This is a genomic window from Enterobacter cloacae complex sp. FDA-CDC-AR_0132 (assembly GCF_003010695.1).
Lineage (GTDB): Bacteria > Pseudomonadota > Gammaproteobacteria > Enterobacterales > Enterobacteriaceae > Enterobacter > Enterobacter ludwigii.
On sequence record NZ_CP027618.1, the window covers coordinates 2835653 to 2851659 of the forward strand.

At 48.6% G+C, this 16007-nt stretch carries 13 protein-coding genes and 1 pseudogene; 6 read left to right on the forward strand and 8 right to left on the reverse strand.

The window, feature by feature from the left end:
* The first annotated feature begins 70 nt into the window (after positions 1 to 70).
* Positions 71 to 676 (forward strand): glutathione transferase GstA, encoded by a 606-nt coding sequence (gene gstA, locus AM379_RS13610; RefSeq protein ID WP_032677604.1) that lies wholly within the window; start codon positions 71 to 73, stop codon positions 674 to 676.
* A 332-nt stretch (positions 677 to 1008) separates the two neighbouring features.
* Here gstA and AM379_RS13615 read toward each other — a convergent pair whose 3' ends face one another.
* Both AM379_RS13615 and AM379_RS13620 read right to left on the reverse strand, forming a co-directional pair.
* Complete coding sequence (locus AM379_RS13615) at positions 1009 to 1788, reverse strand: SDR family oxidoreductase (protein WP_106503807.1); 780 nt, start codon at positions 1786 to 1788, stop codon at positions 1009 to 1011.
* Positions 1788 to 2114, reverse strand: coding sequence for a nuclear transport factor 2 family protein (locus AM379_RS13620; protein ID WP_059306794.1), 327 nt, complete (start codon positions 2112 to 2114; stop codon positions 1788 to 1790). Before AM379_RS13620 ends, AM379_RS13615 begins: the two co-directional genes overlap by 1 nt.
* An 89-nt stretch (positions 2115 to 2203) precedes the next feature.
* On the opposite strand from AM379_RS13620, the gene AM379_RS13625 reads away from it, so the two are divergent.
* Entirely contained in the window at positions 2204 to 2530 is a 327-nt protein-coding gene (locus AM379_RS13625; RefSeq protein ID WP_014169010.1) for a winged helix-turn-helix transcriptional regulator, read from the forward strand.
* A 108-nt stretch (positions 2531 to 2638) separates the two neighbouring features.
* Here AM379_RS13625 and AM379_RS13630 read toward each other — a convergent pair whose 3' ends face one another.
* The gene (locus AM379_RS13630; protein ID WP_040016863.1) at positions 2639 to 2944 is read right to left on the reverse strand and encodes a chorismate mutase; all 306 of its coding nucleotides are present in this window, start codon (positions 2942 to 2944) and stop codon (positions 2639 to 2641) included.
* Positions 2945 to 3228: 284 nt separating this feature from the next.
* Between AM379_RS13630 and AM379_RS13635 the strand changes: the two are divergent.
* Positions 3229 to 4165, forward strand: a pseudogene (locus AM379_RS13635) (ATP-grasp fold amidoligase family protein).
* Here AM379_RS13635 and AM379_RS13640 read toward each other — a convergent pair.
* Together AM379_RS13640 and AM379_RS13645 are read right to left on the reverse strand one after the other, a co-directional pair.
* Positions 4153 to 5223, reverse strand: coding sequence for an ATP-binding protein (locus AM379_RS13640; RefSeq protein WP_106503809.1), 1071 nt, complete (start codon positions 5221 to 5223; stop codon positions 4153 to 4155). The pseudogene AM379_RS13635 and the gene AM379_RS13640 overlap by 13 nt on opposite strands.
* Positions 5220 to 5924, reverse strand: a complete 705-nt coding sequence (locus AM379_RS13645; protein WP_032677610.1) for a response regulator — start codon at positions 5922 to 5924, stop codon at positions 5220 to 5222. The genes AM379_RS13640 and AM379_RS13645 overlap by 4 nt, the downstream gene beginning before the upstream one ends.
* A 374-nt stretch (positions 5925 to 6298) precedes the next feature.
* On the opposite strand from AM379_RS13645, the gene crrC reads away from it, so the two are divergent.
* The 3 genes from crrC to AM379_RS13660 all read left to right on the forward strand — a co-directional run bounded on the left by crrC (position 6299) and on the right by AM379_RS13660 (position 10917).
* Positions 6299 to 6649 (forward strand): colistin resistant protein CrrC, encoded by a 351-nt coding sequence (crrC, locus tag AM379_RS24355; protein WP_436835683.1) that lies wholly within the window; start codon positions 6299 to 6301, stop codon positions 6647 to 6649.
* A 199-nt stretch (positions 6650 to 6848) separates the two neighbouring features.
* Positions 6849 to 7757, forward strand: coding sequence for an ABC transporter six-transmembrane domain-containing protein (locus AM379_RS13655; RefSeq protein ID WP_032677612.1), 909 nt, complete (start codon positions 6849 to 6851; stop codon positions 7755 to 7757).
* A 43-nt stretch (positions 7758 to 7800) separates the two neighbouring features.
* Positions 7801 to 10917: a multidrug efflux RND transporter permease subunit gene (locus tag AM379_RS13660; protein WP_032677613.1), complete on the forward strand. Its 3117-nt coding sequence runs from the start codon at positions 7801 to 7803 to the stop codon at positions 10915 to 10917.
* Positions 10918 to 11089: 172 nt separating this feature from the next.
* On the opposite strand, the gene AM379_RS13665 is transcribed toward AM379_RS13660, so the two are convergent.
* The 3 genes from AM379_RS13665 to AM379_RS13675 all read right to left on the reverse strand — a co-directional run bounded on the left by AM379_RS13665 (position 11090) and on the right by AM379_RS13675 (position 15948).
* A complete protein-coding gene (locus AM379_RS13665; protein ID WP_032679654.1) occupies positions 11090 to 11986 on the reverse strand; it encodes a PhzF family phenazine biosynthesis protein in 897 nt (298 codons plus the stop codon).
* A gap of 137 nt (positions 11987 to 12123) precedes the next feature.
* Entirely contained in the window at positions 12124 to 12660 is a 537-nt protein-coding gene (locus tag AM379_RS13670; protein ID WP_044857926.1) for a GNAT family N-acetyltransferase, read from the reverse strand.
* Positions 12661 to 12915: 255 nt separating this feature from the next.
* Entirely contained in the window at positions 12916 to 15948 is a 3033-nt protein-coding gene (locus tag AM379_RS13675; RefSeq protein WP_106503810.1) for an autotransporter outer membrane beta-barrel domain-containing protein, read from the reverse strand.
* Positions 15949 to 16007 lie beyond the last annotated feature (59 nt).

Genomic DNA, 16007 nt, shown 5'->3' on the forward strand with positions numbered 1-16007 from the left:
CGCGTCAAATACAGTGAGTTCAGAATTGCTTCGAATTTCTCGATGGCTTTACACATTTAACGGAGACAACATGAAACTCTATTACGCCCCGGATACCTGTTCGTTATCACCGCACATTGTGCTGCGCGAACTGGAAATTGAATTTGAACTGGTGAAGGTTAACAACAAAAGCAAGCTCACTGCTGATGGTCGCGACTTCCGCACCATTAACCCTAAAGGTTATGTCGCTGCACTTGAATTGGATAATGGGCAGATACTCACTGAGGGGCCAGCCATTGTGCAGTACCTCGCCGATCTTAAACCAGAATATGGCCTGGCACCGCGCGCGGACAGTTGGGCTCGGGTGCGTCTGCAGGAATGGCTTAACTTTATCACTAGCGAAATACACGCTGGCTCGGCACCGCTGTTCAACCCCGCGCTGCCCGAGGACATCAAAGCGATTTTTCAGGATAAGCTCTTCCGACAGTTCGATTTACTCCAGGCGAGGCTCGACGAAAACACCTATCTGACTGGCTCATCCTTCAGCGTAGCGGATGCCTACCTTTTTACTGTACTGGGTTGGTGTAAATTCTTCTCAATCCAACTGGAACGCTGGCCAGCGCTACCGGCGTACATGGAAAAAATAAATGCCCGACCTGCTGTACAGGCTGCATTACTGGCTGAAGCGTCTCAGTAGGGTAGGTAATCGCTTATTGCTGGACACAGCATGTTGAGTGTCTGCAAAGAGGTCGTCTGCCCTTTGTTCTACGCGGGCCTGAAGTTGCGCGTAGCGTTCTGCTCCGTAGCATGAGCTGACGCTGAAACCAATTCCCGGCGGCATTCACTGCTGCTTTCGTTTCATTATGGACTCAACGCCGCGCGACTTTTTGCCTTAATCTATGCCTCAAGTCAGACCTTGCGGCTCTTATATCAGGCCGCTTTATACCCTAAGCGGCCGTTACGCCTGGCCACTCGTTTGTCGTGAGGAAACGTAAAGGCTCAAAATAATGCACTGTTTCAGATATAAAATTATACCGTCGGGACAGTACCGCCATCGATCACATATTCCGTACCGGTAATAGTGGCAGCACAGGATGACGCGAGGAAGACGATAAGGTTCGCCACTTCGATGGGCTTTGAGGGACGGCCCAGCGGAATTCCACCGAGTGCATTCATGATGATCTGCTTACCGCCCTCGTAGTCCGTTCCTGCCTGCTGAGCAAGTCGTTCCGCCATCGCGACCGATGCTTCGGTTTCTACCCAGCCAGGCGCCACACGCACCACCCGAATTCCCTTAGGGGACACTTCTTTTGACAGGCTTTTGCTGTACGCCGACAGTGCCGCTTTGGCCGCCGCATATCCGGTGGTCGATTCCGGTAACGGCAGTTCACGCTGAATAGAGGTGACGTGGATGATCACCCCATCCTGTTGCGCCAGCATCCCTGGCAACAACGCGCGATCTAAGCGTACCGCAGGCAACAGATTAAGATTGAGCTCCTGTTGCCATTCCTCTTCCCCAAGGGCTGCAAACCCACCGCCGGGAGCGGTAGAACCGCCTGCTACGTGGATGATGATATCGACGCCGCCCAGGTATTTCTGAACGGCGTCCACGACTAAATTACATCCCTGGATGGTGGTCAGATCCGCTGCCACGAAAGCGTCTGCGGTAGATTCTGCGGGCTTGTGACGCGCGGTGGTTAGCACCGTTGCCCCTTGCTGTTTTAAAAGGTGGACAACTGCTTTGCCGATCCCTTTGGTACCTGCGGTAACCAGAACACGTCTGCCCTGTAAATCAAGATCCATCAGCATCAGATTATCTCCAGAGTCGCAATCTTGTCGCCAGCGAGGCCGAAAGTATGTGTAAGCATCACGGGGCTGCCGGGAAAATTACCGACAACGTTCGAGGTGACTATTACCCGATCGCCTTCCGTGAGAGCTTCAATGGGGTGAACGCTATAGTCGAAGGCAGCCCGCGCCGCGCGTTGCCACGCTTCGATTGCCGCGTGCCCCCGATGGGTTTTACCTTCATCGAACACGACGGCATTGAGGGTAAAACAGCGCTTAACGCTGGCAATATCGGCACCATTGCCGATCGCAAAATAGGTTGAAATAGCTTGCGGTAGAGATAATGACATGGCCCTTACTCCCGTTATTTACAGTACGGGAATTTTTAACAGAGACTGTAAAATTGACAAGTACGCACAAAAAAGTGAGCAACTGAATTATGAGTAAGTTATATAGCCCTGAAACCGCTGCAAGCGGCGTGGAACAAGTTCTGCGAATGCTGGAAGGCCGCTGGAAACTCATTATTCTGTTTCATCTTTTCGACGGAAAGGTGCAACGCTATTCTGATTTTGAAAAACTGATCCCCGAAATTTCGCAGAAGATGCTGGCACAACAGCTGCGACAGCTGGAGGCCGACGGCATTGTGTCACGTAGGGTATATCCTCAGGTTCCACCGAAAGTCGAATATCGGCTCACTGAGTGGGGGCAGGCGCTGTGTCCGGCTCTCGATGCGATGCTGAAATGGGCAGAAAAACGCGAGGTTTAGGGGCTCGGGTACATTTTTGTTTATGATCGAAAATTGTTGATGTTCATTCCTTGTTGATAGCAGACCTTACGGCTCTTATTTCGGTCCGCTTTGTGCCGGGAGTGGACATTAATCAAGCTCAGATTTTTTCTTCCGCAGTTGGTCGTGTTGCTCGAGTTCATAATCGATAAACGCTCCAATCATAGTCCGATAGATTTTTTCGATAATCACTTCGGGAAGTCCTGCTTCAGTGGCCTGTTTACGTACCTTGTCGATCACCTGCTGGACGCGGTCTGGCGCGCGGACGGCTGAGTGGTCAACTTTGAACGTTGCTGCAGCTTTAACACATTCGCTGCGTTGCGCGATTATCTTCACCAGTTTACTGTCAATTTCATCGATTCGTTTTCTAACGTCTTCAATTGATGAAAAATTCATATTCGGTCCACCTGACTAGTACGTGAGATTGGCAGGATACACACATTTTCTATTCATTGCAGTATCAAATTTAGAAAATCCTTGTAAGAGGGAGAGAAATATTAAGTAAAAATATCCAGAAACTCGAGGCTACTGGGTAGTGTGTTGAATTTGTGAGTCGGAAGACCCTCCCTTCTCTCATAGTAGGCCTTGCGGCCCTTATTTCGGTCCATATACTCTCCATAATCTGCGAAACATAAATCAATAATCCTCTGTCAGAATTATTTAACTGAAGCGGAGGTGAGATGAATAAAATAACTTATCACATTAAATACTTCGAGTATTTATTAAGAAAGTGCAGGAAGATTTTATCCGGGGATATTTCATTCCATGCGGCCAGGTTAAATAAAATTTCAGGGGTTTATCCAGATTTACTTAACCCTGTAACGCTTAATGAGAAGATTTGTCATCGTCTTATATTTGAACGCAACCCATTTTATACAATGCTAGCGGATAAAATTGCTGTCAGGGAGTATGTGGCTAGAAACACTCGTTTAGTTAACATTGTTCCGGTGATTGGTGTATATAACCGTGTTGAAGATATTGATTTCGACAAGCTACCTGGCAAATTCGTCTTGAAGTGCAGCCATGATAGCGGTAGTGCAATCATATGCACAGACAGGGAAAGTTTTGAACCGGAGAAGATTTTAAATAAATTAAAGTTGGCCCTTAAAAAGAATATGTATTACACAACCAGGGAGTGGCAATATAAAAATATCTCACCTGTTGTAATCTGTGAAATGTATGTGGATTTATTTTCCAGTAACAATAAGAGTGTCACTCCAGAAATGTTAAGAATACATTGCTTTCATGGTGTGGCTTGTTTCATTGAAGCTGATTTTACCGATGAAAAGGGCCGAGGATTCATCAATGTATATGATAGATCGTGGCATTTACAACCCTTTCAAATGGAATACCCGAATACACCCACTCCGGTTGATGAACCCGAGTCATTCCATAAATCCATAATTGCTGCCCAGCAGTTAGCGAAAGAAATCGACTATTGTCGTGTCGATCTGATGCTAAAAGGACAAGATATCTATTTTAGCGAAATAACGTTAAGTCCTAAAAGAGGAAAACTGAAAATTACCCCAGCGATATGGGATACAAAACTCGGGGGGATGTGGGATCTGTCGTTGACTAAAAACAGGCTCAATTGAGCCTGTGTATCAATGCCCTTGAACAGGCCATGAAAGCCTGAAAACTGAACCGTTTTCTCGTGTTAAGCTGTAGCTGACGTCTCCACCATGGGCACGCATAATGGCTTTAACAACCGATAGTCCTAATCCACAACCCTCAGGATTAATTTTTTTTGCTTGTTCTCCTCGCTGAAAAGGCTGGAATAAGGTCTTCTGGAGGTCTTCAGGGATCCCCGGACCTTTATCCTGAACGATTATAAAATTATCGCTTCCCATGATACCATTATTAACTAAAAGCGTTTTCGATGTGGAATATTTTAAGGCATTATCAAAAAGGACAGTCAGGCACTGAATTATGCGTAAAGGATCGCAGACGCTACGCTGAGAGCTAAGTTTAGTTACTATTTTAAAATCTTTAGTTTCAAAGTCTGGTAAAAAGGTATCCAGCGTATTTGAAATTGTTGTCTTGAGATCGACCTCACTGAGCACCAAAGAATATCCGGCCCCGCCTGAAGAACTCACGACACGAAGGTCTTCTATTAAGTTAGTCAGCCCTTCAGTTTGTTTAAGGAGATTTTGGAATAGCGACGGCTCTGGTTCAAACACGCCGTCAACCAGTCCCTGAAGCCTCCCTCTCAAAATAGTCACTGGTGTCCGGAGCTCATGAGCGATTGCAGCATTCCATAAATTTCGCTGAGCATCCAGTGTCTGTAATTTTTCCGCCATTACATTGAAATCATTGACGAGTTTATTCATCTCGCCTAACTGAGAATTACTGCTAAACGCTCTTGCGCTAAGGTTTCCTTGAGAGATCTGTTTCAGACTGTATGCTACTTCATTCAAGGGTTTTAATATTCTTGCAGATAATTTTACGGTAAAAAAGAGTGAAACGACCAGACTGGTAACTGAAGCGATCAAGATCCACATCCAGTCAAGGAATGTCATGTTATCTTCATTACCTGCGTTAATCCCTCCCGGCAGATAATCAATTATGAAACTATAAAATAAGTAGGAGCCAAGTATGGCAATCGCAATAATGACGAAAGTTAATGACAACATATATGTCAATATCTGACGGCTCAGAATTGTTTCTTTGTTCATTTTTTGTCACCGAGCCGGTAGCCTAATCCTCTGATGCTTTCCGGAATGCCTTTTAGTCCGGCATGCTCAAGTTTTTTCCGGAGTTTACTCATATGACTGTCTACAGTGCGATCCAGCGAGTCGCCCTCTGGTAAACACGCATCGAGTAACTCCTCTCTTGAGCACACTTTTCTCGGATTTCTGGCCAGATAGGTCAGAAGCTTAAACTCAGTCGTGGTAAGTACTGGCGTGGAAACCTCACCTTGCGTAGTGATTTCTACATAAAATTCATCGGGGTAAATTGTAAGAAAAGGCGTTCTTAAAGGACGTGAATGTGTAGCCTCTGCAATCGGTCTGGTTCTGCGAAGGACTGCTTCAACTCTGGCAATAACCTCTGAAGGATTAAAGGGTTTTATCACATAGTCATCTGCCCCGAGCCGTAGACCCATCAGTTTATCAACGTCTTGATCCAGTGCCGTAACCATGATGACGGGTACATTCGTTTCCTTTCTTAACGTTGTGAGAACGTTCCAGCCATCGTACACGGGCAGGTGAATGTCCAATAGCAGGAGGTCAGGCTTGTGGAGACGGGTAAGATTGATCGCCTGTTCACCGTCTTCGGCTCTCATGGTTTTCATTCCTGCCTTATGTAAATAGCCTGTCAGTATGGCGGCGATGTCATCATCGTCTTCAGCAACGATGATCAGAGTGTTTTTATGCATATTTTTTCCACAGTACCGATGACAGCGTGTATTTTATCCTGAAATGCCTTTTTCCGTCATGCTAAAAGAGTGTTTGCTCAATTATAATCATCAAGGTTTTAAGCTAATTTATTTTGACAGATACTTTTTGAAAAAGTTCATCAGGATATTTTTTGCGAAAACGTAAGCTGTCAGCGTCTCCATATTGGCTATACAATTCATAAATAATTATCCAACATTGTTAAGTAATAATCCTTAGCCAGGGTATGAATAATTCAGATTCCCACTATCCGATGACTCTTGCCTGGGGCAGGGTAAGTTTAGTGAAAAAATATTTTTATTTTTAGAGGGCAATTATCATGATGGCTAAGGTAAGTTTTCGGCGTGAGAATGTCATGGCCTCTATTTTATTTTCTATTTTGTCCTGGGGGTTATTGTATTCCTGGGTTTATCTTATGCGTGCCACCAATGAAAGAGTAGATTCAACTTTACCTGAGTCATCAGTGATTCAGGTTTCGATAATATTGGCTGTCATATTTTTCGTGTTTCAGAAAAGACCCGGCGTATTAAAAAATCTTTTCATAATAATATCTGGGTTAATCTTGATATTTTTATACACAATCACTGTGTTACATCTGCTTTTGAATGTGGTTCCGGATATCGATGATTTCGTTTTTTATTATGAGTGTTTTTTATTGATGTTTTTTTGTGGGCTGCCTATGTATTTATGTCTAAGGATGATTTGATTCCAGTTGTGTTCATTCCGGAGAACGGCTTAGAGGCGTACATATACCCTCCATAAAACGTCCATTCGCAATTGATATCATGACGTTAAACTCCTCATGTACTTTATTTGATAGCTATATCAGTTCATTTTTACGCGATCTGAACTCATTAGCTAATGGCAGAATACTTTCTCGAACCGATGCTTAACATACATTCATCATGACCTATAAAAACGAAAAATACGGTTCCACGGCACCTGGGGTGGCTATCTCACTAAAGAGACTCGCGTTCCGTCACATTAAGAAATTGTGTATTACTTTTCTGCTCGTTATTACAGAAAACGTTGCATTTCTGCTCTATCCCGTTCTGGCTGGCGTGGCCATAAATGCCATTCTGGCAGGGCAGACGGCACGTGCGACCATCTATGGCCTTCTGGTTCTATTCATGTGGTGCATCGGGGCCGCCAGACGTAGCGTAGATACCCGAACTTTTGCACGTATTTACGCAAGTCTTGCCGTGACGGTAGTGTTAGCTCAGCGAAAATATTCACACAATCAATCGACTATTGCCGCGAGAGTAACGCTATCGCGAGAATTTGTGGACTTTTTTGAATTGCATCTGCCTGTCTTTATCACTTCGATAATTTCCCTTTTCGGTGCTGCAATTATGCTTTTGTGGATTGAGTTCTGGACAGGAATAACCTGTTTGATCATCGTGGCAATATTAATGTGCTTTGTCTCAGGCTATGCCTGTAAAAACGAGGCGCTTTACCGACGACTTAACAACCGCCTTGAAAAAGAAGTCGATTATGTTGATAAGGCATCTTTTAGTGCTTTGAACCGACACTATGACACGCTTGCCCGTCTACGGATGGTCTTATCCGACAGAGAGGCATGGGGATTCTTATTCATAGGCATTCTGGTCTCTGCGCTATTTTCAATGACCATTATCAGGATGAGTATGGAAACCGGAATTAATGCCGGTCATGTTTATTCCGTAATGACCTATATGTGGATGTTTGCAACAAGCCTGGATGACGCTCCACATCTCCTTGAGAAATTTTCCCAGCTTCGAGATGTAGGTCGGCGGGTCTCAACAGACGATGAAACGCATTTAACGGGAAAGTGATTATGAATTTAGACCATTTGCATATTGACTGGAAGTATACCTGATGCCGTACTTTTTCATTAAACGTCCCATTTTCGCATGGGTTGTCGCTCTGTTTATTGTCCTGGCAGGCGTATTGTCTATTCCTCGTCTACCGGTTGCACAATATCCTGCTGTTGCACCACCGGGTATTATCATATCAGTCAGTTACCCTGGCGCTAGCCCGGATGTTATGAACACTTCCGTCGTATCACTGATTGAACGTGAAATTTCTGGTGTTGATAATTTACTGTATTTTGAGTCTTCCAGTGACGCTACGGGTATGGCGTCAATTACAGTGACCTTCAAACCCGGAACAGATATCAAAATCGCCCAAATGGATCTGCAAAACCAAATTAAGATTGTGGAGCCTCGCTTGCCGCAGTCTGTACGACAAAATGGGATAACTGTTGAAGCGGCCAATTCCGGGTTTTTGATGATGGTGGGATTAAAATCCCAAAATGGAGAATATCAGGAAGCTGATTTAAGTGATTATTTCGCCAGAAATGTGACGGATGAACTCCGACGCGTACCCGGTGTAGGGAAGGTTCAACTTTTTGGCGGAGAAAAAGCACTTCGCATTTGGCTGGACCCTATGAAATTACACGGCTATGGGCTGTCTGTCACCGATGTATTAAACGCCGTCAGTCAACAAAACGTGATTGTTTCTCCGGGCCGAACGGGAGATGAACCTACGACCGACGGGCAGGGGGTTACCTATCCTATAACGGTAAAAGGGCAACTCTCTTCGGTTGAAGAATTTCGCAATATCACGATTAAATCGCAAGTCTCCGCTGCGCGTCTGACGTTGGCAGACGTTGCCCGCGTGGAGTCCGGGTTACAAAGTTATGCATTTGGGATACGTGAAAATGGTGTGCCCGCCACGGCTGCAGCCATTCAACTGTCGCCTGGCGCTAATGCAATGAGTACCGCATCGGGTATCCGTACGCGGTTAACAGAGCTATCGGGTGTACTTCCGGAGGGAATGGAGTTCACCGTACCTTTCGATACGGCTCCGTTTGTGAAGCTTTCTATCCTGAAAGTGGTTGAGACATTTGTCGAAGCTATGGTTCTGGTCTTTTTCGTTATGCTGCTTTTCCTTCACAAGATTCGCTGCACGATTATTCCTGCGATTGTTGCACCGGTGGCGCTACTCGGTACCTTTACCGTGATGTTATTAAGTGGTTATTCCATCAATATTTTGACCATGTTTGGTATGGTGCTGGCCATCGGGATTATTGTCGACGATGCGATTGTTGTGGTCGAGAATGTGGAACGTTTGATGGAGGAAAAAAGCATGTCTCCGCAGGAAGCGACGCGAGAAGCGATGCGTGAGATCACTCCGGCGATTATTGGTATCACGCTGGTGCTTACCGCGGTATTTATACCGATGGCCTTTGCCAGCGGCTCTGTTGGTATTATTTATCGGCAGTTCTCTATTTCAATGGCCATATCTATTTTACTGTCGGCATTCCTGGCGCTGACATTAACCCCTGCGCTTTGTGCAACCCTGCTCAAGCCCCATGGTCGTCATCACGGTAAGAGCAGTGCATTTTCAGCGTGGTTTAACGCTCACTTTCATAGACTGGCTTCATTTTACGCCACCGGGCTGGGCTTTGTTCTTAAGCGTACTGGCCGCATGATGGCGATCTACGCTGCTTTATGTATAGCGCTGTATGCCGGTCTGTCTTCCTTACCTTCTTCATTTTTACCTGATGAAGACCAGGGATATTTTATGTCGTCAATCCAGCTTCCATCGGATGCCACGATGCAAAGAACGCTTAAGGTCGTCGATGAGTTTGAAAATGAAATCGCCCACCGTCAGGCGGTAGAAAGCAACATTATGATCCTGGGGTTTGGGTTCTCAGGCTCGGGTCAGAACTCGGCTATGGCGTTCACCACACTGAAGGACTGGAAACAGCGTAAAGGGATCACGGCGCAGGATGAAGCCGACTATATTCAGTCCCGAATGGCAAATGTGCCTGACGCCGTTACGATGAGTCTTCTGCCTCCGGCGATTTCTGATATGGGTACCTCTTCCGGGTTCACTTATTATTTACAGGACAGAGGCGGTAAGGGTTATCAGGCATTAAAAAAGACCGCGGATGAGCTTGTTATGCAAGCAAATCAGGATCCTCGACTGGCCGATGTCTATATTGATGGGCTTGGTGAGGGGACACGTCTCTCCCTCAATGTCGACCGGGAAAAAGCGGAAGCCATGGGTGTGTCTTTTGATGAGATTAATCAAACCATTTCCGTCGCAGCGGGTTCCAATTATGTCAATGACTATACCAATCATGGTCGGGTTCAGCAGGTTATCGTCCAGGCGGATGCTCCGTACAGGATGCAGCCAGAACAAATTTTGGCCTTGTCAGTCAGAAATCATCTGGGGCAGATGCTTCCGTTATCCACTTTTGTGACACTTTCGTGGAATGTTGCTCCGCAGCAACTGAATCGTTATCAGGGATATCCAGCCATACGCATAACCGGAAGTGCCGCTCAGGGAAAATCGTCGGGCACTGCAATGGTCGCCGTGGACAAACTGGCTGAGCACTTACCGCCAGGATTTGCAGGGGAGTGGGCGGGGAGTTCTTTACAGGAAAGGGAATCCGCTTCACAGCTTCCAGGACTCATTGTGCTCTCTATACTGGTAGTATTTATGGTGCTGGCTGCTCTTTATGAAAGCTGGTCCGTGCCCTTCGCGGTAATGCTTGTTGTTCCGTTGGGGCTGCTCGGTGCTGTGCTGGCCGTAGCCGTTACGAATATGACTAATGATATCTTTTTCAAAGTGGGCCTGATTACCCTGATTGGTCTTTCCGCTAAAAATGCGATTCTGATTATCGAATTTGCGAGACAATTGATGAATGACGGAAAGAACCTAATTGATGCGACAATAACTGCAGCGAAGCAACGTTTGCGACCCATAATGATGACTTCTCTGGCTTTCACATTGGGCGTTGTTCCACTGATGCTTGCCAGTGGGGCCAGTGACAGTACGCAGCATGCCATTGGTACCGGTGTATTCGGCGGGATGATTAGCGGCACACTACTGGCAATTTTCTTTGTTCCGGTATTTTTCGTTGTGGTCAGCCGATTTACCGGAAGGCGAAAAGATAGACTGGAAAATAGCCGGAACGGCTAATATCGGTCATATTTTCCAGCCGGTTAAAGCATGGTTATCGCTTGACTGGCTGGTATATCTCCTTTGCCAGTGAGCATGGTGAGGACAGGTATGATGACACATACATCTATGTGTTACTGAACTACGTAAAGGTCCTGGTTAACCGTCCGCTTCTCCTCATTCACCGCGGCCGTCAGGGCAATGAAAATGAGCCTTCCATGACAATAACGCTTTTTCCTCCTACCCGAACTGACGGGCTTTCTGCAGTGCCGTCATAGCCTGAAAATAATATGCTGGCGCGCCCCATATCAACGCCCTGGCTTACGCGAAGAGAGAGCTCTTTTTTATTGCGAAGCTGGGCCAGCAGGGCTGTTACTGCGCCAGTCGCGCTGCCTGTTGCCGGATCTTCGGTCATGCGGGGCGTAAACATCCGGGCCTGCAAATCACACGGGTCTTCAGGATCCGTTTCCAGCGTATAGGCGTAAATGGACACCGCACCGTCGAGGGGCAAAATAGCCCGGAACCCCTGCAAATTGGGTACGCAACAGCGAAGCGCATTTCGGGTCGCGAGTTCGACAATCAAAAAAGGCAGGCCAACAGAGGCGACGACAGGCATATGCATTTCAGTGCGTATATCACTGGCTTCAAGAGAGAGGCAGGCCGCCACGTTTTCTGGACTGACTTCTGAATGGCAGGATAAAGCTTGCGGAACAAGAAGTTCTGCACCCGTGACCTTTGCATTTTCTCTGATAATCCTGACAGGTACCCGTCCGGCGGCTTCTTCGAATATCAGCGTTTCAGGTAGCGATTCGCCATTCAGTTCAGCCTGATACGCCAGGACAAAAGCAGTCCCAATATTGGGATGACCAGCGAAAGGGATTTCACGCGTCGGGGTAAAAATCCGTACCCAAGCCGTATGTGATGGTTCTTCAGGAGGTAAAACAAACGTCGTTTCACTGTAGCCAAATTCTAACGCGAGCAGCTGCATTTGCTCAGTGGTCAATCCCTCGGCATCCAGAACGACAGCTACCGGGTTACCGCAAAACGGTTTATCAGTAAACACATCTGCAATCACATAACGTCTTCTCACCAGGACCTCAACTTCCATGCCTTAAAATGAATTTATACTCAACGAGTTTGTCGTTTTAATATACGCTCACGTGAAAACATAACCCACTGGCATTTACCTGTATGCGTATTTTTCACCTTAACGACGGAAGGTGATGTTTACCTGATTTTCTTCATCCACTCCGTTAAGGTGAGTGAATACAAAAGGCTCGGCGGTGCGTCTTTAATATCATGTATCTCTCTGACATATCTCAGTCCCGTTTTTTCAAGAACGTTCTGTGACGCCAGATGGTTAGCTCTGACAACGGCTGAGATCTCGGTGAGTTTCATATCATCAAAACCATACCTTACCGCGCGTGTAGCAAATTCTGTCGCCAGGCCTTTTCCCCAGGCATCTGTCGATAACCGATATCCAAGATTGTTAATCACACAATCGCCATAGCTACGGATGCTCAGACCACCAAATCCGATGATTTTTTCAGGGGATTCGAGAAGCGATATGGCGAAGCTACCAAAGCTGTGAGTTTGCCAGTGGGCGAGCCAGCGATTGAGAACCGTTTTTGCATGATCAATATCCGGGTAGGGGCCTGCGGGGTTAAACGTGTTCGTCGCCGGATCACCATAAATTCTGAAGAGATCCGCTACGTCTGATGCCATTACCGGGCGAAGGCACAATCGAGTTGTTTCAATTCGCAAACAGACCTCCTGATATGTGTTGACGGGAATATGTCTTTCATTAATTGATGCTCTCTGATTTAAGCATATATGTGTTTTGACGTAATTCGACAGATCCGATTGTGTGCTGTCGTGGCGAAACGCTCACGACAAATACCCTGGTGTGTTAACCAATGGGCACAGGTCAGCCTCACCAGATATCAGTTTGCGATGGACAGAAAACGGACAAAAAAAGACCCGCAGTACGCGGGTCTGTATAAATGCTGAAAAGGGTAATCAGAACGACCAGCGCAGGTTAGCGTTGACCGAATTGATGCGGGTGTCTTGACCGAGTTGCCCCTGATAACCGACATCCAGCGTCGCAGCGCGCGACAGCTGTACGCTGACGCCGATATCGCCCACCATCACGTCCTCATCAATGGCCTGGCCCTGGGTGATGAACGCATCACTGCCGGCAAATGCCATCCGCGATGAGGTGTTTTTATCCCCGTAGGCGTGCTGCCAGCCCAACGAACCATACAGGTTAACGTTTTTCGGCAGCTCGGTGACGCCGCGCATCCCGAGCGTGGAGTAGAAGGTGTTCATCGTTTCATTACGCACGCTCAGCGCGGCGGCACCGCCATCTTCCCTGAAACTGTCGGTATGCAGTCGAATCCAGGACAGGTTGATAAACGGTTCAACATTCATCGCCGGCTGGCCAAAACGGTAGCCCGCCTCGGTAAACGCCAGCAGCGAGTTGGCGTCGTAATCTGACTTCAGGCGGTCCGAGAAACCACTGAAATCAACGTTGCGCTCGCCTTCAATCTTGTGCCAGGTGTAACCCAGTGCGCCGCGCAGTGAGAACGCATTCTGTTGCGCTGCGGCATACAGGCCAAGGTGATAGTTGTCGGTATCCGTGGATGAACGACGACTATCAACGTTGTAATCACCACGGCTATAGCCGAAGTACCCCCCGACACGTACGTTATGGTCAGCCAACGTGCGATCCGCGCCCAGCAGGAAGCCGGTGGTGTTGCCGTCCAGCTTGCCTGCGTTACCGTTGTCGCGCGTTCTGCTCCAGGAACTGAAGGTCTGGCCCCATACGCCGTTATTTTGTTGCTCCGGCTGTTGTACCAGCGACATCGCTAACGGCGGTATCGGCAGACTGTCATTATCGAACGCGCGCTGCATGCGCTGGTTCAGTACGTTGAACAGCTGAGTGCTGCCGGCGATCAGGTTAGACTGTACCGACGGGTAAACTTCACCTGACAGCTGGTTGAACGCCTCGCGCGCTTGCGGTGCGCTGAGTACCAGCAGAGAGTTATACAGCGCCAGGGAAGGGCCGTTTTGTGTCAGCGTGGAAAGCGCGCCGGCGGTATTCCACTGGTTGCTGGTGTTGGCTACCGTCTGGAAAATACCCGGCTTACCGCTTCCTGGATTTTCTCCACCTGGATTCTCGCCGCCTGGATTCTCACCGCCAGGGTTTTCACCACCCGGATTTTCACCCCCTGGGTTCTCACCGCCCGGATTCTCACCACCCGGGTTTTCGCCCCCAGGATTCTCTCCGCCGGTCTCTTTCTGCGCGATGGTGAGATCGACAGCGTCGGTGCTCTGTTTCAGTGCCACGTCCAGGAAGGCGGATTTGGAGATGGCCCCGGCGAACTGGCCGTCAATTCCCCCGTCGGAGGTTAGAATGCGATAGCTTTGGCCCGTTTTGTAGCTGGTCTGCGGATCCAGCGCGGTAACCTGTACTTTAGCCTGATCGCTGATGGTCGTTTTGCCAGACACCAGTAACTGATCGCTGCGGCCGTCACCGGCGATATCAACGTCATAGAACGATTCACCCACAAAGTTCAGGTAGCGTTTCAGCGTCAGCGTGCCGATAGTGCCATCACCGGGCGAGATATGGCCGCCGGAGAGGATCTCTGTCTGGCCCAGCGTTCCGTCACCGCCCAGCGTGCCGCCGGCTTTGATCGACGCGGCGCTGCTGTAACCTTGTCCGTTACTGACCTCCGATCCGGCCGTCGCGTTGAGGATCAGCGTGCCGCCGTTCTCGGCGCTAAGCGTCTGCACATCAAAAATATCGTCTTCGGGTTGGGTATTGATATTGCTGGCAATAATGACTTTTCCACCGCGCGCGGTGACGTTCGCCTTGAGCCCTGAAAGATCGCCGTTCAGCGTGGTCTGGCCGGAGGTATTGATCACTTCACCTTCGCCGCTCATCTTGTTGCTGAAAACGTAATTTCCGTCGGTATGGTTGAAGTAGACATAGCTGCCGAATAACCCACCCCGAAGGCTGATTGCCGTCTTCGCATCAAGAGTGCCCGCGCCGCCCGCCGCGCCGAGCGTCGGCTCCGTTAAACCGGTGCCGGAGTCCATATTGCCGCGGCTGCCGATTATCAGCGCGCCCCGGTTCGAGCCAGAACCCGTCATCCCCACTACCAGCTCGTTACTGCCTGCGGAAAATGCACCGCCGTCCATGACCGACAGTACGCCATTGCCGTAATCGCCAACGCTAACGCTGCTGGCACTGGTAAAACGCGAGCCCTCGCCCGCGATAACCAGCTCGGCGGTTTTACGTGCGCCTGAGACGCCCGCCACCTGAATGTTGCCCACGTTAACCGCTCCGCCGTTGAGCACGTCCAGATCGCCATAAAGCGTGAGCGTACGGCCAACATTCCATTGCGAACCGGATCCCGTGACGGTGGCTTTCGGGCTCAGCTTGTCGGTTTCATCTGGGCCGGAACCATTGCCGATACGGGCATCGTAGGTGGTGTTGAGCGTCGCACCGTTTTCAATCGCCAGCGTGGAGCGGGCTCCCAGGTCAGTGCCAACGCTGAGAAAATTACTGACGACGCGTGAACCGGCGCCCGTAGCGATTAGGTGGCTGTCGTAGCCACGGGTGGTACCGACCACGATCTCCTTCGCGCTGGCCAGCGCACCGTCTTCGACTCGCAGGGTGCCCAGGCCAAGATTCAGGCCACCACGCAGAATGTACTGATCGTTAACCGCGTTCAGCTCGGCGTTTGGTCCGCGGACCGTGACCACGCTTTCATAAATTTGGCCGTTGAACAGTCGACCGATATTGATGTTATAGGCAGTGATTTTGCCATTATCGATCAGCAGGTTCCCGCGTTGGTTACGGCCGACGTAAACATCGCCGGTGTAACCTAAAGATTCGGTAACACGCGCATCGCCGTCAAAAATGGCATCCGCTGCGCGAGCGAAATCGGCAGGGGAGAGCATCAACAGCGGTGCGGAAAATAGAGCGAGGTAAAGTCTGGAAAGCGGTGTCTTAACCGCTAAAGAATGCGATGTAGAGTTATTCACGGGCTATCTCCGTACTCATTAGCATGATGTCTGGAAAATCGTTTTTATATGAAACTCAA

Bases quoted from the DNA above. Each gene is read 5' to 3' on its own strand.
- AM379_RS13625 (WP_014169010.1), top strand. From the start codon at position 2,204: ATGAGTAAGTTATATAGCCCTGAAACCGCTGCAAGCGGCGTGGAACAA.
- AM379_RS13620 (WP_059306794.1), bottom strand. From the start codon at position 2,114: ATGTCATTATCTCTACCGCAAGCTATTTCAACCTATTTTGCGATCGGC.
- AM379_RS13630 (WP_040016863.1), bottom strand. From the start codon at position 2,944: ATGAATTTTTCATCAATTGAAGACGTTAGAAAACGAATCGATGAAATT.
- AM379_RS13615 (WP_106503807.1), bottom strand. From the start codon at position 1,788: ATGCTGATGGATCTTGATTTACAGGGCAGACGTGTTCTGGTTACCGCA.
- AM379_RS13640 (WP_106503809.1), bottom strand. From the start codon at position 5,223: ATGAACAAAGAAACAATTCTGAGCCGTCAGATATTGACATATATGTTG.
- gstA (WP_032677604.1), top strand. From the start codon at position 71: ATGAAACTCTATTACGCCCCGGATACCTGTTCGTTATCACCGCACATT.
- AM379_RS13655 (WP_032677612.1), top strand. From the start codon at position 6,849: ATGACCTATAAAAACGAAAAATACGGTTCCACGGCACCTGGGGTGGCT.
- AM379_RS13660 (WP_032677613.1), top strand. From the start codon at position 7,801: ATGCCGTACTTTTTCATTAAACGTCCCATTTTCGCATGGGTTGTCGCT.
- crrC (WP_436835683.1), top strand. From the start codon at position 6,299: ATGGCCTCTATTTTATTTTCTATTTTGTCCTGGGGGTTATTGTATTCC.
- AM379_RS13645 (WP_032677610.1), bottom strand. From the start codon at position 5,924: ATGCATAAAAACACTCTGATCATCGTTGCTGAAGACGATGATGACATC.